The sequence below is a fragment of the Lampropedia cohaerens genome (genome assembly GCF_001005215.1).
Taxonomy (GTDB): domain Bacteria; phylum Pseudomonadota; class Gammaproteobacteria; order Burkholderiales; family Burkholderiaceae_C; genus Lampropedia; species Lampropedia cohaerens.
In genome coordinates this window covers 61,234-86,036 of sequence record NZ_LBNQ01000018.1, presented here as the reverse complement: position 1 = coordinate 86,036, position 24,803 = coordinate 61,234, and the positions used below count along the sequence as shown (strand labels likewise).

The 24,803-nt window shown below is 66.1% G+C and carries 23 protein-coding genes; 18 read left to right on the top strand and 5 right to left on the bottom strand.

Annotated elements, in window-relative coordinates; genetic code table 11:
- The first annotated feature begins 32 nt into the window (after nt 1–32).
- From AAV94_RS04420 to AAV94_RS04410, 3 genes are all read left to right on the top strand, one after another.
- On the top strand, nt 33–2,447 hold the full coding sequence (locus AAV94_RS04420) for a penicillin-binding protein 1A (protein WP_084824736.1): 2,415 nt from the start codon (nt 33–35) through the stop codon (nt 2,445–2,447).
- 152 nt (nt 2,448–2,599) lie between these two features.
- A complete protein-coding gene (locus AAV94_RS04415; RefSeq protein ID WP_084824735.1) occupies nt 2,600–4,552 on the top strand; it encodes a DUF2157 domain-containing protein in 1,953 nt (650 codons plus the stop codon).
- Nucleotides 4,549–5,085, top strand: coding sequence for a GDYXXLXY domain-containing protein (locus AAV94_RS04410; protein WP_052754906.1), 537 nt, complete (start codon nt 4,549–4,551; stop codon nt 5,083–5,085). Before AAV94_RS04415 ends, AAV94_RS04410 begins: the two co-directional genes overlap by 4 nt.
- 62 nt (nt 5,086–5,147) lie before the next feature.
- Here the strand turns inward: AAV94_RS04410 and AAV94_RS04405 are convergent, their stop codons facing one another.
- Genes AAV94_RS04405 through AAV94_RS04390 form a run of 4 tightly spaced genes read right to left on the bottom strand, consistent with a single transcriptional unit; the run spans nt 5,148 to nt 8,451 of the window.
- Nucleotides 5,148–5,756 carry a flavin reductase family protein gene (locus AAV94_RS04405; RefSeq protein WP_046741120.1) on the bottom strand — a complete coding sequence of 203 codons (609 nt, stop codon included), beginning with the start codon at nt 5,754–5,756 and terminating at the stop codon, nt 5,148–5,150.
- A 13-nt stretch (nt 5,757–5,769) separates the two neighbouring features.
- Entirely contained in the window at nt 5,770–7,080 is a 1,311-nt protein-coding gene (locus tag AAV94_RS04400; RefSeq protein WP_046741119.1) for a tryptophan--tRNA ligase, read from the bottom strand.
- Between the two features lie 39 nt (nt 7,081–7,119).
- Nucleotides 7,120–7,779, bottom strand: a complete 660-nt coding sequence (locus AAV94_RS04395; RefSeq protein ID WP_046741118.1) for a site-2 protease family protein — start codon at nt 7,777–7,779, stop codon at nt 7,120–7,122.
- Nucleotides 7,780–7,809: 30 nt separating this feature from the next.
- On the bottom strand, nt 7,810–8,451 hold the full coding sequence (locus AAV94_RS04390; RefSeq protein WP_046741117.1) for an L-threonylcarbamoyladenylate synthase: 642 nt from the start codon (nt 8,449–8,451) through the stop codon (nt 7,810–7,812).
- A 214-nt stretch (nt 8,452–8,665) separates the two neighbouring features.
- On the opposite strand from AAV94_RS04390, the gene dcd reads away from it, so the two are divergent.
- Together dcd and AAV94_RS04380 are read left to right on the top strand one after the other, a co-directional pair.
- Nucleotides 8,666–9,232, top strand: a complete 567-nt coding sequence (gene dcd, locus AAV94_RS04385; RefSeq protein WP_046741116.1) for a dCTP deaminase — start codon at nt 8,666–8,668, stop codon at nt 9,230–9,232.
- A 48-nt stretch (nt 9,233–9,280) separates the two neighbouring features.
- Nucleotides 9,281–9,703, top strand: coding sequence for a hypothetical protein (locus tag AAV94_RS04380; RefSeq protein WP_046741115.1), 423 nt, complete (start codon nt 9,281–9,283; stop codon nt 9,701–9,703).
- A 95-nt stretch (nt 9,704–9,798) separates the two neighbouring features.
- On the opposite strand, the gene AAV94_RS04375 is transcribed toward AAV94_RS04380, so the two are convergent.
- Nucleotides 9,799–10,065 carry an ATP-binding protein gene (locus AAV94_RS04375; RefSeq protein WP_046741114.1) on the bottom strand — a complete coding sequence of 89 codons (267 nt, stop codon included), beginning with the start codon at nt 10,063–10,065 and terminating at the stop codon, nt 9,799–9,801.
- An 835-nt stretch (nt 10,066–10,900) separates the two neighbouring features.
- Here AAV94_RS04375 and AAV94_RS04370 point away from each other — a divergent pair.
- The 13 genes from AAV94_RS04370 to AAV94_RS04310 all read left to right on the top strand — a co-directional run bounded on the left by AAV94_RS04370 (nt 10,901) and on the right by AAV94_RS04310 (nt 24,794).
- Nucleotides 10,901–11,800 (top strand): ABC transporter substrate-binding protein, encoded by a 900-nt coding sequence (locus tag AAV94_RS04370; protein ID WP_231731230.1) that lies wholly within the window; start codon nt 10,901–10,903, stop codon nt 11,798–11,800.
- A gap of 101 nt (nt 11,801–11,901) precedes the next feature.
- Entirely contained in the window at nt 11,902–12,729 is an 828-nt protein-coding gene (locus tag AAV94_RS04365; protein ID WP_046741113.1) for an ABC transporter permease, read from the top strand.
- Nucleotides 12,729–13,508: an ABC transporter ATP-binding protein gene (locus tag AAV94_RS04360; RefSeq protein WP_046741112.1), complete on the top strand. Its 780-nt coding sequence runs from the start codon at nt 12,729–12,731 to the stop codon at nt 13,506–13,508. Before AAV94_RS04365 ends, AAV94_RS04360 begins: the two co-directional genes overlap by 1 nt.
- Before the next feature lie 21 nt (nt 13,509–13,529).
- Nucleotides 13,530–14,309: a histidine utilization repressor gene (gene hutC / locus AAV94_RS04355; protein ID WP_197408004.1), complete on the top strand. Its 780-nt coding sequence runs from the start codon at nt 13,530–13,532 to the stop codon at nt 14,307–14,309.
- Nucleotides 14,310–14,368: 59 nt separating this feature from the next.
- The gene (gene hutH / locus AAV94_RS04350) at nt 14,369–15,925 is read left to right on the top strand and encodes a histidine ammonia-lyase (protein ID WP_046741111.1); all 1,557 of its coding nucleotides are present in this window, start codon (nt 14,369–14,371) and stop codon (nt 15,923–15,925) included.
- A 47-nt stretch (nt 15,926–15,972) separates the two neighbouring features.
- Nucleotides 15,973–17,685 carry a urocanate hydratase gene (gene hutU / locus AAV94_RS04345; RefSeq protein WP_046741110.1) on the top strand — a complete coding sequence of 571 codons (1,713 nt, stop codon included), beginning with the start codon at nt 15,973–15,975 and terminating at the stop codon, nt 17,683–17,685.
- Nucleotides 17,682–18,332: a HutD/Ves family protein gene (locus AAV94_RS04340; protein ID WP_046741109.1), complete on the top strand. Its 651-nt coding sequence runs from the start codon at nt 17,682–17,684 to the stop codon at nt 18,330–18,332. The genes hutU and AAV94_RS04340 overlap by 4 nt, the downstream gene beginning before the upstream one ends.
- Nucleotides 18,329–19,606: an imidazolonepropionase gene (hutI, locus tag AAV94_RS04335; protein ID WP_046741108.1), complete on the top strand. Its 1,278-nt coding sequence runs from the start codon at nt 18,329–18,331 to the stop codon at nt 19,604–19,606. The genes AAV94_RS04340 and hutI overlap by 4 nt, the downstream gene beginning before the upstream one ends.
- Nucleotides 19,603–20,991, top strand: a complete 1,389-nt coding sequence (locus AAV94_RS04330) for an FAD-binding oxidoreductase (protein WP_046741107.1) — start codon at nt 19,603–19,605, stop codon at nt 20,989–20,991. Before hutI ends, AAV94_RS04330 begins: the two co-directional genes overlap by 4 nt.
- 1 nt (nt 20,992) lies before the next feature.
- Nucleotides 20,993–22,141 (top strand): histidinol-phosphate transaminase, encoded by a 1,149-nt coding sequence (locus AAV94_RS04325; protein ID WP_046741106.1) that lies wholly within the window; start codon nt 20,993–20,995, stop codon nt 22,139–22,141.
- Nucleotides 22,138–23,541: a formimidoylglutamate deiminase gene (locus AAV94_RS04320; RefSeq protein ID WP_046741105.1), complete on the top strand. Its 1,404-nt coding sequence runs from the start codon at nt 22,138–22,140 to the stop codon at nt 23,539–23,541. The genes AAV94_RS04325 and AAV94_RS04320 overlap by 4 nt, the downstream gene beginning before the upstream one ends.
- Nucleotides 23,542–23,558: 17 nt before the next feature.
- Complete coding sequence (hutG, locus tag AAV94_RS04315; RefSeq protein WP_046741104.1) at nt 23,559–24,383, top strand: N-formylglutamate deformylase; 825 nt, start codon at nt 23,559–23,561, stop codon at nt 24,381–24,383.
- A 54-nt stretch (nt 24,384–24,437) separates the two neighbouring features.
- Nucleotides 24,438–24,794 carry a gamma-glutamylcyclotransferase family protein gene (locus tag AAV94_RS04310; protein WP_046741103.1) on the top strand — a complete coding sequence of 119 codons (357 nt, stop codon included), beginning with the start codon at nt 24,438–24,440 and terminating at the stop codon, nt 24,792–24,794.
- The last annotated feature ends 9 nt before the right edge of the window (nt 24,795–24,803 follow it).

Sequence of the window (24,803 nt, the reverse complement as noted above, 5' to 3'; positions counted from 1 at the left end):
CTTTTTACAGGCTTTGGCACAATCTGCCCATCATGCCTTCAGACAACTCCCGCAATGGCGCTGGTCGCCAGAGGCCCGGTCACTCTCCGGCCTCATCGTCTGGCAGCTCGGCTGCCTCCAAACGTCCGCTCGTCGTCACCGTGCTGTTGTGGCTTGCAGGCTTGATCGCCGCAGGCGTGCTGGCCGTGGCTGCCATCGGCGTGGTGGTGGTGGCCACCATTTATCCCAAACTGCCCGATGTCTCGGATCTGGCTGACTACCGGCCTAAGCTGCCATTGCGCGTATTCTCGGCCGAAGGGGCGCTGATCGGCGAGTTTGGCGAGGAGCGCCGCCGGCTCACGCCCATCGAGGACATCCCGCTGGTCATGCAGCACGCCATCCTCGCCGCCGAGGATGCGCGCTTCTTCGAGCACAGCGGAGTGGACTATCGCGGCATTGCGCGCGCCATTCTCGCCAACCTGCGTGACCTGCGCAGCCAGGGCGCCTCGACCATCTCCATGCAGGTGGCGCGCAACATGTACCTGTCGTCAGAGCGTACCTTCACGCGCAAGATCTACGAGGTGCTGCTGACGCTCAAGCTTGAGCACATGCTCTCGAAGAACGAGATCCTCGAGATCTACATGAACCAGATCTTTCTGGGCAACCGTGCCTATGGTTTTGCCGCGGCAGCGGAAACCTACTACGGCAAGCCGCTGGAGCAAATCACGATTGCGGAGGCTGCGATGCTGGCGGGACTGCCCGTTGCGCCTTCGCTGTACAACCCGATTCGCCGCCCCGAACGCGCCCGGGCCCGGCAGTTGCACATCATCAACCGCATGGTCGAGAACGGCTTCATCACGCCCGAGCAGGCGGAGCAGGCCCGCGCCGAGGACTGGCGGCCGCGCCCACGCATCAACAATTTCCCCGTGCGGGCAGAGTTTGTCGCAGAGATGGTGCGCCAGGCCATGTACGAACGTTTTGGCGATGAAGCCTACACGCGCGGCCTGAACGTCTACACCACCATCGAGCTCTCCAACCAGGAGGCGGCCCACCGCGCGCTGCGTGCCGGACTCATGAACTATGAACGCCGCCAGCATTATCGGGGGCCGGAGGCTTTCGTGACGCTGCCGCAGGATCCGCAGGAGCTGGAGGACGTCATCGACAAGGCTTTGGCAGCACACCCCGACAATGGCGAGCTGCTTGCGGCAGTGGTGCTGGAGGCTTCGCGCCAGAAGGTGGTCGTCGTGCGCGCCGATGGGCAGCAGATGGAAATCACCGGCGCGGGCCTGCAGCCGGTGCAATCGGGCCTGGCGGACAAGGCACCGGCCAACATCCGGATCCGCCCGGGTGCGGTAGTGCGCGTACTGCAGACCGCCAAGGGCACCTGGGAACTCACGCAACTTCCGGAAGTGGAAGGCGCCTTCGTCGCCATGGACCCCAAAACCGGGGCCATCCGCGCGCTGGTAGGAGGGTTCGACTACAACAAGAACAAGTTCAACCACGTCACGCAGGCCGTGCGTCAGGCGGGTTCTGCCTTCAAACCGTTCATCTATTCGGCGGCGCTGGAGCAGGGCTTCATGCCCGCGACGCTGATCGCCGACTCGCCCATGTACTTCGACGCATCCGTGACGGGCAGTCAAGCATGGGAGCCGCGCAATTACGATCGCAAATTCGATGGCGCGATCACCATGCGTACCGCGCTCATGCGCTCAAAGAACATTCCGACTGTACGCATCATCCAGGCCATCGGGCCCAAGACCGCACAGCAATGGGTGGGTCGCTTCGGCTTTGACACCCGTCGTATTGCCCCTGTGCTGCCGATGGCGCTCGGAGCGGGAGAAGTCACACCGCTGCAGATGGCTGCGGCCTACGGCGTATTTGCCAACGGTGGCAGGCTGGTCGATCCATGGCTGATCGAACGCGTGACCGATCACCGCGGCCGCGAGCTCTCACGCACCACCCCCAAGCCGCTGGAGCAGATGCCGCAGGCCATCGACGCGCGCAACGCGTTCATCGTCAGCACTATGCTGCAGGACGTGATGCGCGCGGGAACCGGCGCGCGGGCGCGCCAGACCCTCAAACGCCCCGACCTCTACGGCAAGACCGGCACCACCAACGACGCCCACGACGCATGGTTTGCGGGCTTTCAGCCATCGCTGGTTGCCGTCGCCTGGGTCGGCTACGACACCCCGCGTAACCTGGGAAGCAGAGAAACGGGTGGCGGTCTGAGCCTGCCGATCTGGACGCAGTTCATGCGGCATGCCCTGCAGGATGTGCCGGTGCAGGAGATCAAGGCGCCCAGCAGGGTGACCCGCGACGGCAGCGACTGGGCCTACACGGAATTTTCGGGCGGGCGCGGCATTGCCAGCCTTGGCATGGAAACGCTGTACGCCCCGTCGATGAGCGGCGGCTTCACCGCCCCGACGCCGCAGGAGCGTGCGCAGATTCTCGAGCTCTTTCGCAACTGAGGCTGTGAAGGAACCCGGCCGGTAGCGCAACTCGCTACCGCCTGGGCGCAGAAGGTGGCACTGCGTATTTCCTGACACAACACGAGGTCCACCCGCGCTAGATTCGGCAGCAAAGCTTCTCGTTCAGTGCAATTGCTGCCATTGCCTTCCCTATGCCTGCTCTGCCGCCGCCTCCTTGTTCCGAAAGCTCGGTTACGGCAGAGCCGATGCCGGGGCGGCTTTGGCTGCGAACGCCTTCACCTATCCCAAGCCTTCGTGAGTGGCGCGCCTTTATCTTCGCATCGTTACTGTCAGGCGGCGGCCTACTCTGCGCCAGCGGGCTGATCTTCATGGTCGCCTACAACTGGGAGGACCTGCACCGGCTTGTCCGACTTGGCGTGGCTGCGAGCGTTCTTCTATCTGTCGCAGCGGCAACGGCCGTGCAGCGCCCGCATGGCATCGGATGGCGCGTCGGCTGCCTCGTCACTGCCCTGTGCATTGGTGCCCTGCTCGCGCTGGTCGGACAGATCTACCAGACCGGCGCGGACCGCTGGCAGCTGTTTGCAACCTGGGCCGCTACCATGCTGCCAGTTGCGGCACTGGCGCGCTCACGTGCCTGCTGGGCATTGTGGGTTGTCGTGTGCAGCGTGGCCCTCCATACCTGGCAAGCAGCGCACCACATTGCAGCGGACCTTTGGATGCCGCCAAGAGGCGCCGATGCAACGGCCATGGCCGCCGTTGCATTGCTATGCGCAGCACTTTGGCTGCTGGTGCGACTCTGGCCCAGAGCGTTTTCAACGCAGCACCCACGTGTCCTGCAGATCAGTCTGTACGCTCTGGCACTGGGTGCAGGGGCAGTCGCCGCCGCACAATCGCAGCGCGACACACTCTGGTACGTCGCATTGTTCTCAGCATTGGTGGCTCCGGCCTGGCTCTTGGCATGGCGCGCACGGGATGCTCTGGCCCTGGCCATTGCTTACCTCGCCGCAATCACGGTGGGGCTGGTCCTGCTCGTCGAGCGCCTGCCACCCAATTGGCTTCTGGCGGCGGCTGGCATGCTCCTGCTGGCGAGCAGCGCAGCGGTTTATCACGTTACACGCGTGTGGCGCCTACGCCCTCACGCAGCGGCGCATGTTACGTGCCGCGCGCAGACCGACCCCGCTCCTGAGCCATCGACGCCCTGGTGGCTTTCAGCACTGATGGCCGTCGCAGCCTGGACCTCGGCGCTGCTGTGCGTCGCTGCGTTCTTCATCCTGTTTCAGCGGACAGAGCCGGCCGTCGCGACGCTACTGGGCATCATCGCCATCGCTTGCGGCTTGCTGATGATGCAAAGTACCCATGCAATCCGCGGCAGCTTCATTCGCCAGATTGGGTTTGCCTGCTCACTCTCCGGCCAGCTTTGCCTGTGTGTGACGGTATTGCTGCAATCTCACCCCGGCGAAGAGCTACTGCTGGCATTCGCCTGTATTGCGCTGCTCTGCGCTTTACTTGGTGGCATGTTCGCGCATCGCTTGCTGTGCCTGGTCACGGCCATCCTGCTCGCGCTGGTCTGGTTGGTGCTGCAAGGCGCTGCTTTGCTTCCCCTTGCCCTGTGCATGACGCTTGCGACGCTTGTGCTCTGGCTGCGAGTGCCGCATCCTGCAGCATGGGCGAAAGCACTGCAGCATGCCATGACGCTTTGCAGCCTGCTCGCTACTGGCCTGGTAGCGATCGGCGAAACGCCATTTGATTCTCCAGTGACGTTTGCCGTCTCTCCCCAGTTAGCAGCCGTACTGCACGCATTAACTGCGCTGGTGTGGATTGTGACAGCGTGGCTGCTGGCAAGGCCCTACAGGCCCAGCCGATGGCTGCTCGGCCTGGCCTCGGCGGTGGCAGCCACCCTGAGCTATGCGATGCCGGCACTACTTCTGGCGCACGCGTTGGCGCTGGTAGTGTTCGCACGCGGCCAAAGGGTATGGCTGGCACTGACCACGCTGGCACAAGTGGGGATTGTTGCGCTTTACTACTACAACATGCACCTTTCGCTACGCACTCGTGCGGTCAGCATGCTGTTGGTCGGCGGTATCGCCGTGGGTGTCGCGGCGCTGCTGGCGAGGCGACACAGGTCGCCGGAGGCTGGCGCATGATCACCATCCGTCGTCGTCACTGGCAAATCGCATTGATGGCCGCAGTCTGCGCGGTCCTCGCGCTGGCGGGCTGGACTGTCCGCCAGCATGAGCGCACCCTTTCGCAGGGACAGATCGTCTACCGTCAGCTGAACGCGGCAGATCCGCGGGCGCTGATGCAGGGAGACTATATGGCATTGCGCTACACCGAGGAGGAATCGCTGGCCATCACGCTGTACTACGCGCGCGATCCGCTAATGCCCGCCGCCAATATGCCGCAATTTGCGTATTTCCGCCTCGACACCCGACGCCGCGCAACCCTCGTTGGCTGGGGTGAGACGTCCCAAGTCGCCGCTGGCTTGCTGGCGTTGCGCATTCGCTACCGCAATGGGCAACCTACGCTCGGCCCGAACGCCTTTTTCTTCCAGGAAGGCACGGCCGACCGCTACGCAGCCGCTGCGTGGGCCATGCTGCGCGTGGCCCCTGATGGCGATGCCCTGCTGGTGGCGCTGACAGATGAGGACCTCAAGCCGCTGGGCTACAACCACTTCTAGGAACCTGTTTATGCCATGGCCACGTCATGGCGCGATGGCACGCCAGGCCTGCACAACAACCTTCAGCCGTCCTGTTGGCCCGAATCGGGAGGCGGCGCTGCGGTCTGCGCCGACTGCAGCATCCCGTCCTGATGCAGGACGCCGCGGTGGTAAATCAATGGAGCCAGTGCCTGCGGCCGCTGCTGTGGTGCGGCAGCTGGCAGCTCGCGCGGGTTGGCACCCCGGTAGCCCAGGTGCTCGACCTCGCCGATGAAAATCGTATGGTCGCCTGCCTCATGCTCTGCATATCTACGGCAGTCAAACCACGCCAGCGCGCCAGGCAGCAAGGGTGCGCCGCTTGGCGCAGCAACAGTGGCAAGATTGGCAAAGCGGTCAATGCCGCGCGTGGCAAAGCGTTGGGCCAGCATCAACTGGTCGGCCGCGAGCACGTTGATTGCAAAGTGGCTGCTCGCCAGAAAGGTTTGACGCGTGGATGCCGTGTGCACCAGACTCCACAGCACAAGCGGAGGCTGCAACGACACGGATGCGAAGGAGTTGACGGTCAACCCCACAGGGGCGCCGGAGGCGTCCAGCGTGGTCACGATGGTGACCCCCGTGGCAAAGCTGCCCAGTGCATCACGGAAATGGCGCTGGCTGAAGGCACTCAACAACCGATCGGCAGCATCACTCACGGCGTCTCCTCGCTTACTCGGCGGTGTGTGCCGTCACCAGCGCCTGCAGCGCCTGCAGCAGCGACGGCGCCTGCAAATCGGCATCCTCCAACACGGGCGCCAACGCAGTCAGAGCGGCTGCGCCCTGCTCCTTGAGTTGCCGCACGGCAGCGCCCGCCTCGCGCCCGCTGGCGTAGCCTTTGCTCTGCAGCAGGACATCACCCTTGGCGTTGGTGAGCTTGAAGTAGAAAAGCCCGTCCTGCTCGCGGTACTGCTTGATCTGCGGCAATTCCACCTTCGCCTTGATGGCAGGCGCTGCCTGCGCGGGCACATCGCGCAGGTCCCGCAGGCCCACGGCATGGCGAAGCTCGGCCAGAAACGGCGTCGCCACTGCGCGGGCTTTCTCGGCCCCGCGGCGCAAGATCGTCTCAATCCTCGCAGGATCGGCCATGAGCGCGTCAAAATGCGCCCGCATGGGGGCAATCTCCGCATCAATCCGCTCGAACAGCTGCTGCTTGGCCTCTGCCCAAGCAATGCCATCGGCAAACGCCTGGCGCATGGCCTGCGCCTCCTGCTCGCTGGCGAAAGCCTGGTAGAGCTGGAAGATGGCCGAGCCTTCGGTCTCCTTGGGCTCGCCCGGCGCGCGAGAATCGGTGGCAATACCCATGATGAGCTTACGCAACTGCTCACGCGGCGTGAACAGCGGGATGGTATTGCCGTAGCTCTTGCTCATCTTGCGTCCGTCCAGCCCCGGCAACGTGGCCACGTTCTGATCGATAACCGCTTCCGGCGGCACCAGCAGCGTGCGACCCTGCCCGTAGATGTGGTTGAAGCTCGCAGCCATGTCGCGCGCCATCTCAATGTGCTGCACCTGATCGCGCCCGACCGGCACCTTGTGGGCGCTGAACAGCATGATGTCCGCAGCCATCAGCACCGGATACATGAACAGCCCTGCGGTGATGTCGGCGTCGGGATCAAGCCCTCCTTCCAGGTTCTTGTCGACCGCAGCCTTGTAGGCGTGCGCGCGATTGAGCAGGCCCTTGCCGGTGACCACCGTCAACAGCCAGGTCAGCTGCGGGATCTCCGGGATGTCACTCTGACGATAGAACGTCACCTGCTCCGGATCCAGTCCGCAGGCAATCCAGGTCGCAGCGATCTCCAGCGTCGAGCGCTGGGTACGCACCGGATCCTGCGACTTGATCAGGCTGTGCAGATCGGCCAGGAAGTAGAAATTATCGACATCAGCCTTGCCTTGTGAGCGCACGGAAGGCCGAATCGCCCCGGCATAGTTGCCCAGGTGCGGCACGCCCGATGGCGTGATGCCAGTCAGATAACGGATAGTCATTGCAGTCTCATTTGGAACACCGCCGGTTGCCCACGCGCATCAGCCCAGCAGCCAGTGCAGCGGCGCGAGGATGACGGCTGCCAGCGCCCCCACCAGTGGCGAGAGCCAGAAGCGCTCGAGCACACCGACCAGCAGCAGGCCCAGCACGATCAGGAAGCCAAACGGCTCCAGCCGCGACAGCATTACGGCCGGCTTGTAGGGCAACAGTCCCACCGCCACGCGGCCGCCATCGAGCGGCGGCAGCGGCAACAGGTTCAACACGGCCAGCACCAGATTCACCATCACGCCCATCTGCGCCATGCCGATGAAAAACCGCTCATACATCCCCGCGGCAAACAGCAGCCCCAGCACGATGGCCCACAGCACCGCCTGCACCAGATTGGACACGGGCCCCGCCAGCGCAATCCAGACCATGTCGCTGCGTGGATTCTTCAGATTACGTGTGTTGATCGGCACCGGTTTTGCATAGCCGAACATGAAGTTACCGCTGGTGGCCAGAAAGATCACCAGCGGGATCACGATGGTGCCGATCGGGTCGATATGCTTGAGCGGATTGAGCGTGATGCGCCCGAGCATCTCGGCGGTGCGGTCGCCAAAGTGCCGGGCGGCATAGCCGTGCGCTGCCTCATGGATGGTGATGGCAAACAGCACCGGAATCGCCATCATGGCGATGGATTGGATAAGAGAGTCTGGATTCACGCCGTCGATTCTCGCAGAAAGCGCACCACCTCAGGCCCGCAGGCCCAATCGCGCCAGATCGCCCTGCCCGGCACGCAGCACTTCGGGCTCACCGCCGCCCTCCATGGCCGTCAGGTCCAGCACCGTGGTCGGACGAATCGCTACGGGCCCCGCATCGATCACCGCCGCGACACCTTTTTCCAGCCGCGTGCGGATGTCCTGCGCATCGCTCAGCGGCTCTTGCTCGCCCGGGAGGATCAGCGTGCTCGCAAGCAACGGCGCTTCCAGAATGGTCAGCAGCTCGCGCACCACGGCGTGATCGGGCACGCGCAGGCCAATGGTCTTGCGCTGGGGATGGCTGACACGGCGCGGCACCTCCTTGCTGGCTTCCAGCACAAAGGTGTAGGGGCCGGGCGTTGCCGCCTTCATCAGGCGGAACTGGCGGTTGTCCACCCGGGCATAGCTGGCCAGCTCCGAGAGGTCCTTGCACAGCAGCGTCAGCAAGTGCTTGTCGTCCACCCCGCGAATGCGCCGCAGATGCTCGGCGGCCGCCTTGTCGTCAAGCCGGCACACCAGCGCATAGCTTGAGTCAGTCGGGATCGCCAGTACCCGACCTTGCTGCAGCAACGCCGCAGCCTGCCTGAGCAGGCGCGGCTGCGGATTTTGGGGATGAACTTCGAAATACTGCGCCATGCCAACCACCTCGTGGAGAAAAAAATGCGCCGACGCGCTGTCCGCAGCCGTCGGCTTTTTCCAGTCGTGATTGTGCCCCAGTGTGAAGCGCCGGTGTGGCCAGCGCCTGTGCCGTATTCACCCATTCCACGCGGGCGCGCCAATCCAGCGACGCGGCAACAGGCCCTAGAATCGCGTGATTCGAGAACCTCCCCTACCCACCAGGCGAACAGCCATGAGCATCAAGAGCGACAAGTGGATCCGCCGCATGGCCGAACAGCACGGCATGATCGAGCCGTTCGAGCCCGGCCAGATCCGCGCCATCGACGGCAAGAAAATCATCAGCTACGGCACCAGCAGCTATGGCTACGACATCCGCTGCGCACGGGAATTCAAGGTCTTCACCAACATCCACAGCACCGTCGTCGATCCGAAAAACTTCGACGAAAAGAGCTTCGTCGACTTCGAGGACGACTACTGCATCATTCCCCCCAATAGCTTTGCCCTGGCGCGCACGGTCGAGTACTTCCGCATTCCGCGCAACGTATTGACGGTCTGTCTGGGCAAAAGCACCTACGCGCGCTGCGGCATCATCGTCAACGTCACCCCATTCGAGCCGGAATGGGAAGGCTACGTAACGCTGGAGTTCTCCAACACCACGCCCCTGCCGGCCAAGATTTATGCGGGCGAGGGCTGCGCGCAGGTGCTGTTCTTTGAAGGCGACGAGCCGCCTGAGATCAGCTACAAGGACCGTGGCGGCAAATACCAGGGCCAGCAGGGCGTTACGCTGCCGCGCACCTGACACTGAGGCCCTGACAGCACCTGTTCGCCGAAACAGCCCCCTGCGCGCATGACGCCCCACCTCAAAGCCTTCGCGCTGCTGGCCACTGCCGCCGTCCTGCTGGTCGTCGGCTACGCCAATCGCGGCATCGGCGGGCTGCTGCTGGTGCTCGGCGCCATCGTGTTTCTCACATTGCTGTATGTGATGCGCATCACGCGCACGCTGCGTGCTGCGGCCGACACCCCAAAAGGCTGCATCGGCAGTGCCGTCATGCTCAATGCGCAACTGCGCGAAGGCCGCACCATGCTGCAGGTCATTCAGCAAACGCGTGCGCTGGGTGACCTGCTGCACGCCTGCGGCGATACCGAAACCTACCGCTGGCGCGACCCCGGTGGTGCCTGGGTCGACGCCACCTTCGTGGCCGGACGCCTGAAACACTGGCAACTGGGTCGGCCCGAGGCCGCTAGCGAGCCACCCCAGCCCTGCCCGTAGGCTGCGCCAGCGTGTCAGCGGATTGCCCCGCGCCTGCGGCGCCGGCCACGTCCGCAGCGAGGCCGCCGCCCGGCAGCTGAACCTCCAACAGCGTCTCACCGGGCCTTGAGCGGACCGCCAGTACACCACCAATGCGCTCCACTCGGCGCCGCATGCTGTCCATGCCGATACTCAAGCCATTCCTCTGCATTGAAGCCTCGCCCATCATCACGCACCACCAATGACAGCGCGCCATCTTCGGTAGCGCCCATCACCACCTGCAGGTGCGCGGCATGGCTGTGCTTGAGCACATTCGTCAACGCCTCTTCCAGAAAACGCGTCAGCCCCGGGATAATCCCCCCGTACTTGTGATTTGACACCATACGCACGATCTAATTCCGTGCACCTGCAAAGTATCTTGCCCTTCAACCTTTTCCGCCAGGAAACGTGATGCGCACCGCAGGCGGGGCCACCCAACGAGGGGCACTTGCGGCGCAGCAGCACGCCGCTGACGGAGCAATGCGGCGCACGCCGGGAGCTCTACGCCAGCTCTCAGAACCTGTTTACGATCTTTTCATGGGTTGCGCACCCAGCACGGCTTATAGCTTGCCTCTCCATCGCCTGGTGGGTCAACGCGACACAGGAAAGGATCGTGCAAGGGTACCCAGCGCGCAGTGGACAAACGCCGCGACAAACTACAACGCGGAATGCCGGGACCTGCAGCTGAGCCTGCGCGCAAGCCGCGCCTTCCCAAGGTCGTGCACATCCTGGCAGGCCGGGCGCAACACCATCCTTTGCCTGCTTTGCGCACAACAATGGCGCACTTGAGTGCGCAGCTGCACCCGTGCAGTGCATGCATGCGGCATATGCAATCCAGTGCGAAGCTATCTGTATAGACAGGCCAGGTGGATGCGGCAATTGGCATGAGGCTTGCTGGAGAAGTGCTGTCGATCCGGCGCAGTGCCATCCGCGGTAATCAGCAGTTCTTCCCCGGGAGGGCCTGCGCGCAATGCGCTGCGTTGCACGGGCTGGATCGACCGGGCATGTGCGCTGTTCTGTCGCCGCCGTCTGTATAGACATGCCCACCCGCCGCGATTGCATTCCCTGACCGTCATCCACCAGCAACTGGAGAGCCCCATGCCTGAGTCTTCTTTCCGCTTCCGCACTTCGCTTCGCATTCTGGCTGCCGCCAGTCTCACCCTGGCGAGCACCACGCACATGGCGGCGCAAGCCGAGGAGACCAAGATCGCCCTGGGCATGTCGGGATGGACGGGCTTTGCGCCGCTGACGCTGGCGGCCGAGGCAGGGCTGTTCGAGAAGAACGGGCTGGATGTGGATCTCAAGATGATCCCGCAGAAGGACCGCCATCTGGCGCTGGCCTCCGGCGCCATCCAGTGCGCCGCCACCACGGTCGAGACGCATGTGGCGTGGAACACCAACGGTGTGCCCATCGTGCAGATCTTTCAGCTGGACAAGTCCTACGGTGCCGACGGCATCGCCGTGCGCAACACCATCAACAGCTTCGCTGACCTCAAGGGCAAGACCGTGGCGGTCAGTGCCCCGGGTACGGCGCCCTACTTCAGCCTGGCCTGGATGCTCAACAAAAATGGCATGACGATGAAGGACGTCAGGACCGTCTCGCTGGAGCCGCAGGCGGCCGCGCAATCCTTCGTTGCGGGGCAGCACGATGCCGCCATGACGTACGAGCCCTACCTCTCGACCGTGCGCGCCAACCCCGAGGCTGGCAAGATTCTCGCCACCACCATCGAGTACCCGATGATCATGGACACGGTGGGGTGCGATCCCAAGTGGCTGGCAGAGAACCGCGACGCCGCCCACGCACTGGCGCAGTCGTACTTCGACGCGCTGGAGATGATCGCCACCGACCAGGCCAAGGCGTATGAAATCATGGGCGCTGCCGTCAAGCAGACTGGCGAGCAGTTCGCGCAGTCCGCTGCCTACCTGCGCTGGGCCGACAAGGCTACCAACCAGAAGTTCTTCGCCGAAGAGCTCGTGCCTTTCATGCAGGATGCCGCCGCCATCCTGCATGAGGCCGGCGTGATCCGCCGCATGCCGGAGAACTACGACGTGATGTATGACGCCAGCATCGTCAACTGACGCGTCGACACACAGCCCAGGCCGTTTTCTGCCGCTACCTGCTGACACCCATGGCCACCACCTCAGCGCCCACTTCCCTTCTCGCTGCAACACGCAAAGACATGCCCGTCCAGTCCCCTCCCGCTGCTGCCCCCGCTCGCACCCGACGCCGCCTGATGGTGCCGCTGGAGCCTGTCAGGCCGCAGCTCAAATGGCTGTTGGGCACGGCATTTTTCGTGCTATTCGTTGCGGTCTGGGCGCTGGCCACGCTGGGCGGTTTCGTTTCGCCGACCTTTCTGGCCAGTCCCATCACGATGCTGCGCGAGGGCGTGCTGCTGTTTACCGAGTACGGTTTTGCGCATGATGTGGCCATGACGGTCTGGCGCGTGATGGGCGGCTTCGTGCTGGCCGCCGCCGTTGCAGTGCCACTGGGCATCGCCATGGGCGCGTGGAAGCCGGTGGAGGCCTTCTGCGAGCCCTTCGTGTCGTTCTGCCGCTATCTGCCCGCCTCCGCCTTCATCCCCCTGCTGATTCTGTGGGCCGGCGTGGGCGAGCTGCAGAAGCTGCTGGTGATCTTCATTGGCTCGGTGTTCCAGATCACGCTGATGGTCGCCGTCACGGTGGGCGGCGCCCGCCGGGATCTGGTCGAGGCCGCCTACACGCTGGGCGCTGGCAACACCGGCATCGTGCGGCGCGTGCTCATTCCCGGGGCAGCGCCCGGTATCGCCGAGAGCCTGCGGCTGGTGCTGGGCTGGGCCTGGACCTACGTCATCGTCGCCGAGCTGATCGGTGCCTCCTCCGGTATCGGCCACATGATCACCGACAGCCAGGCGCTGCTCAACACCGGGCAGATCATCTTCGGCATCATCGTGATCGGCATCATCGGCCTGTTCTCCGACTTTCTCTTCAAGACCATCAACCACCGTCTGTTTGCCTGGAGTGCCCTGTAATGAGCCTGCTGTCCATCCAAGGCGTCTCGCGCACCTTCATCAGCCCCAAGGGACTTGCTACCCAGGCCCTGTTGCCGGTGGATTTCGAGGTGCAGGAAAACGACTTCGTCACCATTCTCGGGCCTTCTGGCTGCGGCAAGTCGACCATGCTGCGCATCGTGGCCGGGCTGGACTTTCCCTCCAGCGGGCAGGTGCTGCTGGAAGGCCAGGCGGTGCAGGGCCCCGGTGCCGACCGTGGCATGGTGTTCCAGAGCTACACCCTGTTTCCATGGCTGACGATCGAGCAGAACATCCGCTTTGGCCTGCGCGAGCGAGGCATGCCACCGGCGCAGCAAAAGGAGCGCAGCGACTACTTCATCGCCAAGGTCGGGCTGCGCGGCTTCGAGCAGCATTACCCCAAGCAACTCTCGGGCGGCATGCAGCAGCGCACCGCGATCGCGCGCGCGCTGGCCAATGATCCCAAGATCCTGCTGATGGACGAGCCCTTTGGCGCGCTGGACAACCAGACGCGCGTGCTGATGCAGGAATTGCTGCTGGGCATCTGGGAGGCCGAGCGCAAGACCGTGCTGTTCGTCACGCACGACATCGACGAGGCCATCTTCATGGCCAACCGCGTCGCGGTCTTCAGCGCCCGCCCCGGCCGCATCAAGTCCGACATCGCCGTCGAGCTGCCCCACCCGCGCCATTACACGGTCAAGACCTCGCCGGAATTCATGGCGCTCAAGGCGCGCTTGACCGAGGAAATCCGCGCCGAGGCACTGGCTGCCGCCGCGCACTGAAGGTCCATTCACAACGCCACCATGCTCGACTCCCTGCACGCTGCCCCCGCGCCGCATCCGCCTGCCAAGCCGCACGAGCGGCCGCTGGCGCTGTACCAGCGTGTCAAGAACTACGTGGTGCACAGGATTGCCAGCGGGGCATTGCCGCCGGGCGCGCGCGTGCCATCGGAGCAGGAGCTGGTGACTTTGTTTGGCGTTGCTCGCATGACCGCCAACCGCGCACTGCGCGAGCTGGCCGAGCAGGGCCTGATCGTGCGCGTTGCGGGCGTGGGCTCCTTCGTCGCAGAAGAAAAGCCGCAATCGACGCTGCTGCAGATCGCCAACATCGCCGAGGAAATCCGCCAGCGCGGCCATGACCACCGCTTCGCCCTGCTGCAGGTGCGGCGCGAGTCGGCTTCCGCCGAGGTGGCTGCGGCGCTGCAGACCATGATCGGCAGCTCGGTCTTTCACCTGATCGGCGTGCACTACGAAAACGACGTGCCCGTGCAACTGGAGGACCGCTACGTCAATCCCAAGGTCGTGCCCCATTTCATGGAGCAGGATTTCTCCTGCGTGCAGCCCTCGGACTACCTGGTACGCAACGTTCCGTTCGACCAGATGGAACACGTCGTCGATGCCGTGCTGCCCACGGCGCAGCAGGCGCAGTGGCTGCAGATGCAGGCCGACCAGCCGTGCCTGCTGCTCACGCGCCGCACCTGGCAGCGCGATGTGCCTGTCACCTGGGTGCACTGCATGCACCCTGGCATGCGCTATCGGCTCGGCTGCCGCTTCCGCACAGACGGTGCGGCGCAGAGCAGTTAAGGCACACACCGCCACGGCAACCCCTTCCACCCGTTTCACATGTATAGACAGGCATAGACATGAATCCGCCATCCTCCCCTGCTCCTGCCGTCCCCCTTGTGCTTGAACCCGGTCACGTCAGCCTCGCGCAGCTGCGCCGCATCTGGCAAGGCGGCGCGCAGCTGGCGTTGCCTCCCAGCGCCGTCGCGGACATGGAGGCCGCACTGCAGCACGTGCAGACCATCGTGGCGCAGGACCAGGTCGTCTACGGCATCAACACCGGCTTTGGCAAGCTCGCCTCGACCAAAATCGCGCCCGAGCGGCTGACCGACCTGCAGCGCAATCTGGTGCTCTCGCACGCCGTCGGCACCGGCGAGCCGCTGCCCGACGCGGTCGTGCGGCTGGTGCTGGCCACCAAGGCCATCAGTCTGGCGCGCGGCCACTCCGGCGCCCGCCCGGCGCTGGCGCAGGCGTTGCTGGCGCTGGCCAATGCCGATGTCGTGCCGCACATCCCATCGCAAGGCTCGGTCGGGGCTTCGGGCGACTTGGCTCCGCTGGCACATCTGGCCTGTGTGCTGATCGGCGAAGGCCAGGCCAAGGTCAATGGCCAGCTCGTCTCCGGGCGCGAGGCCCTGGCTACTGTAGGCCTGTCGCCGTTCGTGCTGGAGCCCAAGGAAGGGCTGGCCCTGCTCAATGGCACCCAGGTCTCGACCGCACTGGCGCTGGCCGGGCTGTTCCAGGCCGAGAGCGTGTTCGCCGCCGGGCTGATCGCCGGCTGCCTGACGCTCGAAGCCATCAAGGGGTCGGTCAAGCCATTCGATGCCCGCATCCATGCCGCGCGCGGCCAGGCCGGCCAGATCGCCGTGGCCCAGGCCGTGCGCGCGCTGCTCGACGGCAGCGAGATCGATCCCTCCCACCCCGACTGCGGCCGGGTGCAGGACCCCTATTCCATCCGCTGCGTGCCGCAGGTCATGGGCGCCTGCCTGGACAACCTCCAGCACGCCGCGCGGGTGCTGTGCATCGAAGCCAACGCCGCCTCCGACAATCCGCTGGTGTTCGACAACGGCGACGTGATCTCCGGCGGCAACTTCCACGCCGAGCCGGTGGCCTTCGCCGCCGACATCATCGCTCTGGCCGTGGCCGAGATCGGCGCCATCTCGGAGCGCCGTCTGGCGCTGCTGCTGGATACCAGCCTGTCGCGCCTGCCCGCCTTTCTGGTGCGCGACAGCGGCGTCAATTCCGGCTTCATGATCGCCCAGGTCACGGCTGCCGCACTGGCTGCGGAAAACCAGTGCCTGGCCCATCCCAGCAGTGTCACCAGCCTGCCCACCTCGGCCAATCAGGAGGACCACGTTTCCATGGCCACCTATGGCGCGCGCCGCCTGGCAGGCATGGCACGCAACACGGCCGTCATCGTCGGCATCGAGGCCATGGCGGCCGCGCAAGGCATGGATTTCGACCGCAGCCTCAAGAGCTCGCCCCTCATCGAACAGCAGTACGCACTGATTCGCAGCCGCGTGCCCTATCTGGAGCAGGACCGCTACCTCGCTCCGGACATCGAGGCCATGCAGCAGTGGGCGCTGCAGGGCGACTGGCCCGCAGCCATCGCCCGCCACCTGCCCAGCCACGCAGCGTGAACGCCGCGCGCCTGAAGCCCTCTGCCCCTTTTCCCAGGAGAAATACCATGAATGCCAAGGACCCCACCGTCAACCAAGACCTCCGGCACGATCCCAGCCGCGTCATCCACGCCCCCACTGGCACCACGCTGCACTGCAAGAACTGGCTGATCGAGGCGGCCTACCGCATGCTCCAGAACAACCTCGATCCGGACGTGGCCGAACGGCCGCAGGACCTGGTGGTCTACGGCGGCATTGGCCGCGCCGCGCGCAACTGGCAGTGCTACGACCAGATTCTCGAAAGCCTGCGCACACTCAAACCCGACGAATCCCTGCTGGTGCAGTCGGGCAAGCCCGTCGGCGTGTTCAGGACGCACGAGAACGCCCCGCGCGTGCTGATCGCCAACTCCAACCTCGTGCCCAAGTGGGCTACCTGGGAACACTTCAACGAGCTGGACCGCAAAGGCCTGTTCATGTACGGGCAGATGACCGCCGGCAGCTGGATTTACATCGGCGCGCAGGGCATCGTGCAGGGCACCTTCGAGACCTTCGTCGAAGCCGGCCGCCAGCATTACGGCAACGACCTGCGCGGCAAATGGATTCTGACGGCGGGCCTGGGCGGCATGGGCGGCGCACAGCCGCTGGCCGGCGTCCTGGCCGGGGCCTGCGTGCTGGCCATCGAATGCCAGCAAAGCTCGATCGACTTTCGCCTGCGCACCCGCTACGTGGACAAGCAGGCCAGGGATTTGGACGATGCGCTGGCGCTGCTGCAGCACCACACGCAACGCAAGGAGGCCGTCTCCATCGCCCTGCTGGGCAATGCCGCCGAGATCCTGCCCGAGCTGGCGCGCCGCGCCAGGGCGGGCGGCCTCCGGCCCGACATCGTCACCGACCAGACCTCCGCGCACGATCTCATCAACGGCTACCTGCCGGTGGGCTGGACTGTCGCGCAATGGCGCGCGGCGGCGGCCGACCCCGCCCAGCATGCGCGCCTGAAGCAGGCCGCAGCCGAAAGCTGCGCCGCGCATGTGCGGGCCATGCTGGAGTTCCACGCCATGGGCGTTCCCACCGTGGACTACGGCAACAACATCCGCCAGGTCGCATTCGACCAGGGCGTGGCGAATGCCTTCGACTTTCCCGGCTTCGTGCCCGCCTACATCCGCCCGCTGTTCTGCGAGGGCAAGGGGCCGTTTCGCTGGGTGGCGCTGTCGGGCGACCCCGAGGACATCTACAAGACCGACGCCAAGCTCAAGGAGCTCTTTCCCGAGAACACCCACATGGTGCGCTGGCTCGACATGGCGCGCGAGCGCATCGCCTTCCAGGGGCTGCCAGCGCGCATCTGTTGGCTGGGCCTGGGCGAGCGCGACAAGGCGGGTCTGGCCTTCAACGAAATGGTCCGCCGCGGCGAGCTCAAGGCGCCCATCGTGATCGGCCGTGACCACCTGGACACCGGCTCGGTGGCCAGCCCCAACCGCGAGACCGAGGCGATGCTGGACGGCACCGATGCCGTCTCCGACTGGCCGCTGCTCAACGCCCTGCTCAACACCGCAGGCGGCGCCACCTGGGTCAGCCTGCACCATGGCGGTGGCGTCGGCATGGGCTACTCGCAGCACGCCGGCGTGGTGATCGTGGCCGACGGCACCGATGAAGCCGCTGCACGCCTCTCGCGCGTGCTGTGGAACGACCCCGCCACCGGCGTGATGCGCCATGCCGACGCTGGCTATGCATCCGCGCAGGCCAAGGCCCGCGAAATGGGCCTGAAGCTGCCGATGTTGCCATGACGCAGCCCCGCCCACACCGCGGGCCCGCCGTGTGCCAGCCGTTCAACCTTGCGGCGCTTGCGCCCAGTGCCTGGAAGAACGGCGGCGGCCAGACCCGCGAGATCGTCTGCTGGCCGCCAGGCAGTGCCATGGAGAACTTCGGCTTTCGCATCAGCGTGGCCGATGTCGTCCGCGATGGGCCGTTTTCCGCCTTCAGCGGCATGGACCGCCACATCCTGCTGCTGGAAGGTGCGGGCATGCGCCTGTGCAGTCCGCAATGGGGCATCGACCACCGACTGGAGCCGCGCGGCGCGCCCTTTGCCTTTGCAGGCGATGCGCCGCTGCAGTGCACGCTGCTGGAAGGTGCCTGCCGCGACTTCAACGTCATGGTGCGCCGGGACCAGTGGCGCGCCAGCGTCGAGGTGGCGGCGCAGGCCTGCACCGCACCGGCTGGCAGCACCGGCCTGTGCATGGCCATGGAGGGCAGCTGGCAGCCTGATGGCGGGCGGCCCCTGCAGCGCCATCAGGGCCTGTGGTGGCATGCCCTCGACCACGCGCTGACCGTGACCCCGATGGCAGCGCCTGCCCGGCTGGTCTGGGTGGTGCTTGTGCCAGCGGCGGACAATGCGCGCCAGCGTTCCAATTCCGATGGAGCCCCACCACGATGACCCTACCCTCCCTTTCCACCCTGCCCAGCGCCGATGGTTGCTGGCGCAACCTGCGCCTGGCTGCCGATCTGGCGCAGACCGCGCAGCCCGTGGCCCCCGGTGCGCGAGCCTGCATCGCCGTCGTCGACGGCCAGATTGCCTGGGTCGGCGCCGAGGCGCAACTGCCCGAACGCTTGGCCGCACTGCCCACCCACGACGGGCAAGGCATGCTGGCTACCCCCGGGTTGATCGACTGCCACACCCACCTCGTCTACGGCGGCCACCGTGCGGGGGAGTTCGCCATGCGGCTGGCCGGCGCCAGCTATGAGGAAGTCGCCCGTGCCGGCGGTGGCATCGTCTCCAGCGTCAGCGCCACGCGCGCCGCCAGCGAGGACGCACTGGTGGAACTGGCCCTGCCGCGCCTGCAACAGCTGCTGGACGAGGGCGTCTGCGCCATCGAGATCAAGTCCGGCTACGGCCTGGCACTGGCGCACGAGCGCAAGCAGCTGCGCGCCGCCCGCAGGCTGGCCACGCTGGGCGGCGTCACGGTACGCACGACCTTTCTGGGAGCGCATGCACTGCCGGCCGGATACGCCGGCCAGAGCAGCGCCTACATCGACCTGGTGTGCCAGCAGATGCTGCCGGCGCTGGCCAACGAGGGCCTGATCGACGCCGTGGATGTATTTTGCGAGCGCATTGCCTTTTCGCTGGCCGAGACAGAACGGGTTTTCGAGGCCGCCACCCGGCTGGGCCTGCCCGTCAAGCTCCATGCCGAGCAGCTCTCCAACATGGAAGGCGCGGCACTGGCCGCGCGCTATGGCGCACTCTCGTGCGACCACATAGAGCATCTTTCCGCCACCGGCATTGCGGCGATGCGCGCAGCCGGCACCGTCGCGGTGCTGCTGCCCGGCGCCTTCTACACGCTGCGTGATACGCAGGTGCCGCCCATCGAGGCGCTGCGCGCAGCGGGCGTGCCGATGGCCGTCTCCACCGACCACAATCCCGGCACCTCGCCCGCGCTCAGCCTGCTGCTGATGGCCAACATGGCCTGCACGCTGTTTCGCCTGACCGTGCCCGAGGCGCTGGCGGGCATCACCTGCCACGCCGCGCAGGCATTGGGGCTGCAGCACAGCCACGGCCTGATCGCGCGCGGCCGGCCTGCCAACTTCGTCCTCTGGCCGGTGCAGGAAGTGGCCGAACTCGCCTACTGGTTTGGCTGCAAGCCTGACTGCACCATCGTGCGGCAGGGCCGCATCGCGCGTACCGCGCGACCTGTATCGGAGCATGTTGCATGAACACCCACACCGATTTCCTTGCTGCCTTGCAGGGCGCCGTCGGCGCCGATGCCGTGCTGCGTGGCGAGTCCATCCCCGCAGCCTGCCAGAGCGACTGGAGCGGCACGCCCCCGGTCCGGCCGCTGGCGCTGGTGCGCCCTGCCAGCATCGACGAGGCCTGCGCGGTGCTGCGGCTGTGCCATGCGCACCACATTCCGGTCGTGCCGCAGGGCGGTCTGACCGGGCTGGCCGGCGCTGCCGTGCCGCATGCAGGGGGCATTGCCCTGTCCCTGCAGCGCATGGCCGCCATCGAAGCCGTCGATCCGCGCAGCGGCACGCTGCAGGCACAGGCGGGCGCGACGCTGCAGTCCATCCAGCAGGCCGCCGAACAGGCCGGCCTGCGCTTTGGCGTCGATCTGGGCGCGCGCGGCAGCTGCCAGATCGGCGGCAACGTCGCCACCAATGCCGGCGGCAATGGCGTGCTGCAGTTCGGCATGATGCGCGAGCAGGTGCTGGGCCTGGAGGTCGTGCTGGCCGATGGCACCGTGCTGCCGATGCTGCGGCCCATGCTCAAGAACAACACCGGCTACGACCTCAAGCACTTCTTCATCGGTGCCGAAGGCACACTGGGGCTGATCACGCGCGTACTGCTGCGCCTGCATCCGCGGCCGGCGGCGCGCACCACCCTGCTGGCGGCATTTTCCGCCTTCGAGCAGGCACTGGCGCTGCTGCAGCGGTTGCAAGGGGCGTTTCCCGCCCGGGTGGCGGCGTTCGAGTTGATGTGGGAGCGCTTTGTCACCTGCGCACTGCGCTGGCAGGGTGGCGCCTCCCCTTTCGCACAGACGTACCCGCTGCTGGCGCTGATCGACATTGAAGGCGATGCCGACGCCCCGCTGCAGGAAGCGGTGCAGGAGCAGCTGGCACTGGCCCTTGAGGCGCAGGAAGTTGCGGATGCCGTGCTGGCGCAGTCGCAAGCGCAGGCACGCCAGCTCTGGCGCATGCGTGAGGCGCCGGCGGAGTTTCCCACGCAGCTGCATCCGCCCATCAACTTCGACGTCAGCCTGCCGCTGCCGGAGATTGGCCGGTTTGCCGCGCAATGCCAGCAGCGCCTGGACGAGCGCTGGCCCGGCCACGCCACGCTCTACTTCGGCCACGTCGGCGATGGCAACCTGCACATCACCACCGACGGCGCCAGCGTGCACCACGAGGAAGCGGCGCTGGAGGCCGAGGTCTACGCCCTGGTGGAAGCCTTCGGCGGCAGCGTCTCGGCCGAGCACGGCATTGGCCTGCACAAGAAACCCTATCTGCGCGCCAGCCGCAGCCCGCAGGAAATCGCGGCCATGCGCGCCATCAAGCAGGCGCTCGATCCCCTGCATCTCATGAATCCCGGCAAGGTGTTCAACTGACATGACCTCCCTTCTCAACGCGCTGGTGCGGCCGGAAATCGCGCCGCTTCCCGTCTACAACGCCGGCCTGTCCGATGCCGCGGTGCGCGCCCGCTACGGTGTGGCGCGCACCATCCGCCTGGGCAGCAATGAAAACCCGTTCGGCCCCAGCCCCAGGGTGGCGCAGGCGCTGACCGCACTGGCCGCCCATGTGGGCGACTATCCGGACGCCCACGCCACGCAGCTGCGCCAGGCGCTGGCCGAAGGCACCGGCATGGCCGAAGAACGCCTGGTCTTTGGCAACGGCTCGGAGGAGCTGATCAAGCTGCTGTGCGAAATCTTCCTGCAACCTGGCGATGTCGTGGTCACACAGCGGCCCGTGTTTGGCCTGCATCAGATTTACCCGGAGATGATGGGCGCGAAGGTGCAGCTGCTGAATCTGACCGCCGCACTGGGCTTTGACGTACCTGCCTGGTGCGAGGCCTTGCGCGCCGGGCCCAAGCTGGCGTTTCTGCCCAACCCGTCCAATCCGGTGGGCTGCATGGTCGACGCCGATGCGATGGCGCGTCTGCTGGCGGCCGCGCCCGAGACCACCCTGCTGGTCATCGACGAGGCGTATTACGAATACGCCCGCCTGGCCGATGGCTATCCGGACGTGTTGGCGCAGCTGGCCACGCGCAAGGGGCCGTGGATGGTGCTGCGCACCTTCTCCAAGGCGTGGGCGCTGGCCGGGCTGCGGGTGGGCTACGGACTGGCCAGCAGCGCCGAACTGGCAGCGCTGATCGACAGGGTCAGAACCCCGTTCAACCTCAACAGCGCCGCGCAGCACGCCGCACTGGCGGCCTGGCAGGATGCCCCGCACATGCAGCGCAGCGTCGTGCAGACCGTACAGCTGCGCGAGGCGCTGGCCCAGCGCCTGCAGACACTGGCAGCTGCCGGCGCGCCGCTGGCGGGGCTGCGCATCGCCCCCTCGGTGGCGAACTTCCTGTTTCTCGACCTGGGCCGCCCCGCTGCGCCAATCGCCCAGGCTCTGCTGGCGCAGGGCATCATCGTCAAACCGTGGAAGGAAGACGGCTACACCCAGTGCCTGCGCGTCTCCATCGGCCAAGCCACCGACAATGCGGCATTCGTGCATGCACTGGTGCAGGCATTTGGACAGGAGCAAGCATGACGCGCACCGATGCCAGCCACGCCCTGTTCGCCGCCGATGCCCTGCTGCCCGGCGGCTGGGCCCGCAACGTACTGTTGCGCTGGAACGCCCAGGGCGAATTCACACAGATCGAACCCGGTGCCACCTGCCCACCAGAGGTGCCACGTGCCACCGGCCCGGTGATTCCCGGCATGCCGAATCTGCACTCGCACGCCTTCCAGCGCGCCTTTGCCGGACTGACGGAGCACCGCACGCAGGCACAGGACAGTTTCTGGAGCTGGCGCACCCTGATGTACGGATTTGCCAACCGCCTCACGCCCGAACAGCTGGAAGCCATCGCCAGCTGGCTGTACCTCGAAATGCTGCAGGCGGGGTACACGTCGGTGTGCGAGTTCCACTATGTCCACCACGATCAGGACGGCGCGCCCTACGCCGATGACGCGCTGCTTTCGCAGGTGCTGCTTCGCGCGGCCGCACGCGTGGGCATGGGCATGACGCTGCTGCCGGTGCTCTACCAGACCAGTGGCTTTGGCGGGCAGCCCGCCCGCAGCGATCAGGCGCGCTTTCTGCGCAGCACCGACAACATGCTGGCCCTGCTGCAAGGCCTGCAACCGCTGGCCGCAGAGCTGGGCGCGCAACTGGGGCTGGCGCCGCATTCCCTGCGAGCCGTGCCACCTGCGAGCCTGCGCGCGGCCATCGAAGGGCTGCATGCACTCCTGCCCGATGCGCCGGTGCACATCCACATTGCCGAGCAGCAGCAGGAAGTCGAGGACTGCCTGGCCTGGAGCGGCCTGCGCCCGGTGCAATGGCTGCTGGCGCACATGCCCGTCGATGCCCGCTGGTGTCTGGTGCACGCCACGCACATGACGCCAGCCGAATACGAGGCAGCCGCGCGCAGCGGCGCCGTCGCTGGCCTGTGCCCGATGACCGAGGCCAACCTGGGCGATGGCATCTTCGATGCACCGCTGTGGGTGGCGCATGGCGGCCGCTGGGGCATCGGCTCGGACAGCCACGTCTGCGTCAATGCCGCCGAGGAACTGCAGATGCTGGAGTACAGCCAGCGTCTGGCGCTGCGGCAGCGCAACGTGCTGGCCACGCCAACGCAGCCGCACGTCGCCACGGCGATGACACTGCAGGCCGTCGCCGGCGGCGCGCGGGCCAGCGGGCGCTCCATCACCGGACTGGCAGTAGGACAGCAGGCAGACATGGTCGCGCTGGATGCGCAGCATGTGGCACTGGCGGGCCTGCCGGCCGAACTGGCCTACGCGGGCCATGTGTTTGGCAGCCAGCGCAGCAGCGCCATCGCCAACGTCTGGTGTGCCGGCCGCCTGCGGGTGCAGGCAGGCCGCCATGCGCTGCACGACGACCTGCAACACGCCTTCATCAACGCGCGCCGCCAGTTGCTGGCGATCACCCACTGACACCGCATTGCCACGCCATGACGATCACCACCGAACCCGCCTATGTGTTCCACCGGGGCAGCAGCCCGCTGCTGATTTCCATGCCCCATTCGGGCACCTACGTGCCGCCGCAGATCCTGGCGCGGCTAACGGAAGAAGCGCGCCAGCTGCCCGATACCGACTGGCACCTGCCGCAGCTGTATGCCTTTGCCCGGCAGCTTGATGCCTCGATCCTGATCGCGACGCACTCGCGTTACGTGATCGACCTCAACCGCCCACCGGATGGCGCCAGCCTCTACCCCGGCCAGAGCGTCACCGGCCTGTGCCCGATCGACAGCTTCGACGACACGCCGCTCTACGCACGTGCCGAGGACCAGCCGGATGAGGCCGAGATCGCCGCACGGCGCACCGCCATCTGGCAGCCCTACCATGCCAGACTGCGCGAGGAGCTTGATCGCATCAAGGCCCGCCACGGCATCGCCATACTCTGGGATGCGCATTCCATCCGCTCGGTGCTGCCGCGCTTTTTCAGAGGCAAGCTGCCCGACCTGAACATCGGCACCGCCGATGGCGCCAGCTGCGCGCCCGCGCTGGCCGAGCAGTTGCTGGCCATCGCGCGTCAGGCCCCGGGCCATGACAGCGTGCTCAACGGCCGCTTCAAGGGAGGCCACATCACGCGCCACTACGGCCACCCGGACCAGGGTTTCCACGCCGTACAGCTGGAGATGACGCAGGCCTGCTACATGCAGGAGAGCCTGCCCTTCGACTACCTGCCAGAGCGTGCCGCGCAGATCCAGCCAACCCTGGAGAAGATGCTGCATGCCGTGCTGGGTTTTGCCCGCCGCGCTCCAGCCGGCGCATGACTGGCGGCACAATGCAGGTTGGTCGCAACCCCGGCCACTCCTGCACTGCATCGCATGACCGACGCCACCCACTCCCTGTTTACCTATGGCACGCTGCAACGTGCCGACATCCAGCAACACCTGTTCGGCCGCCGGCTGCAAGGTCAGCCGGATGTGCTCGAAGGCTACGCACTAGCGCACGTCGACATCGCCGATGAGGCTTGCGCCATCACTGGTCAGACCTGCTACCCGATACTGCGTTACCTGGGCCCGCAGGCCCAGCCCATTGCAGGCGTGGTCTACACCCTCAGCGAGGCAGAGTTGCTGCGCGCCGACGCCTACGAAGGCCCGGCCTACCGGCGTGTCTACCTGCCCCTGCAGTCAGGCCGCAAGGCCTGGGTGTATGTGGATACGCAGGACGCAGCCGCCTGAATCACCTTC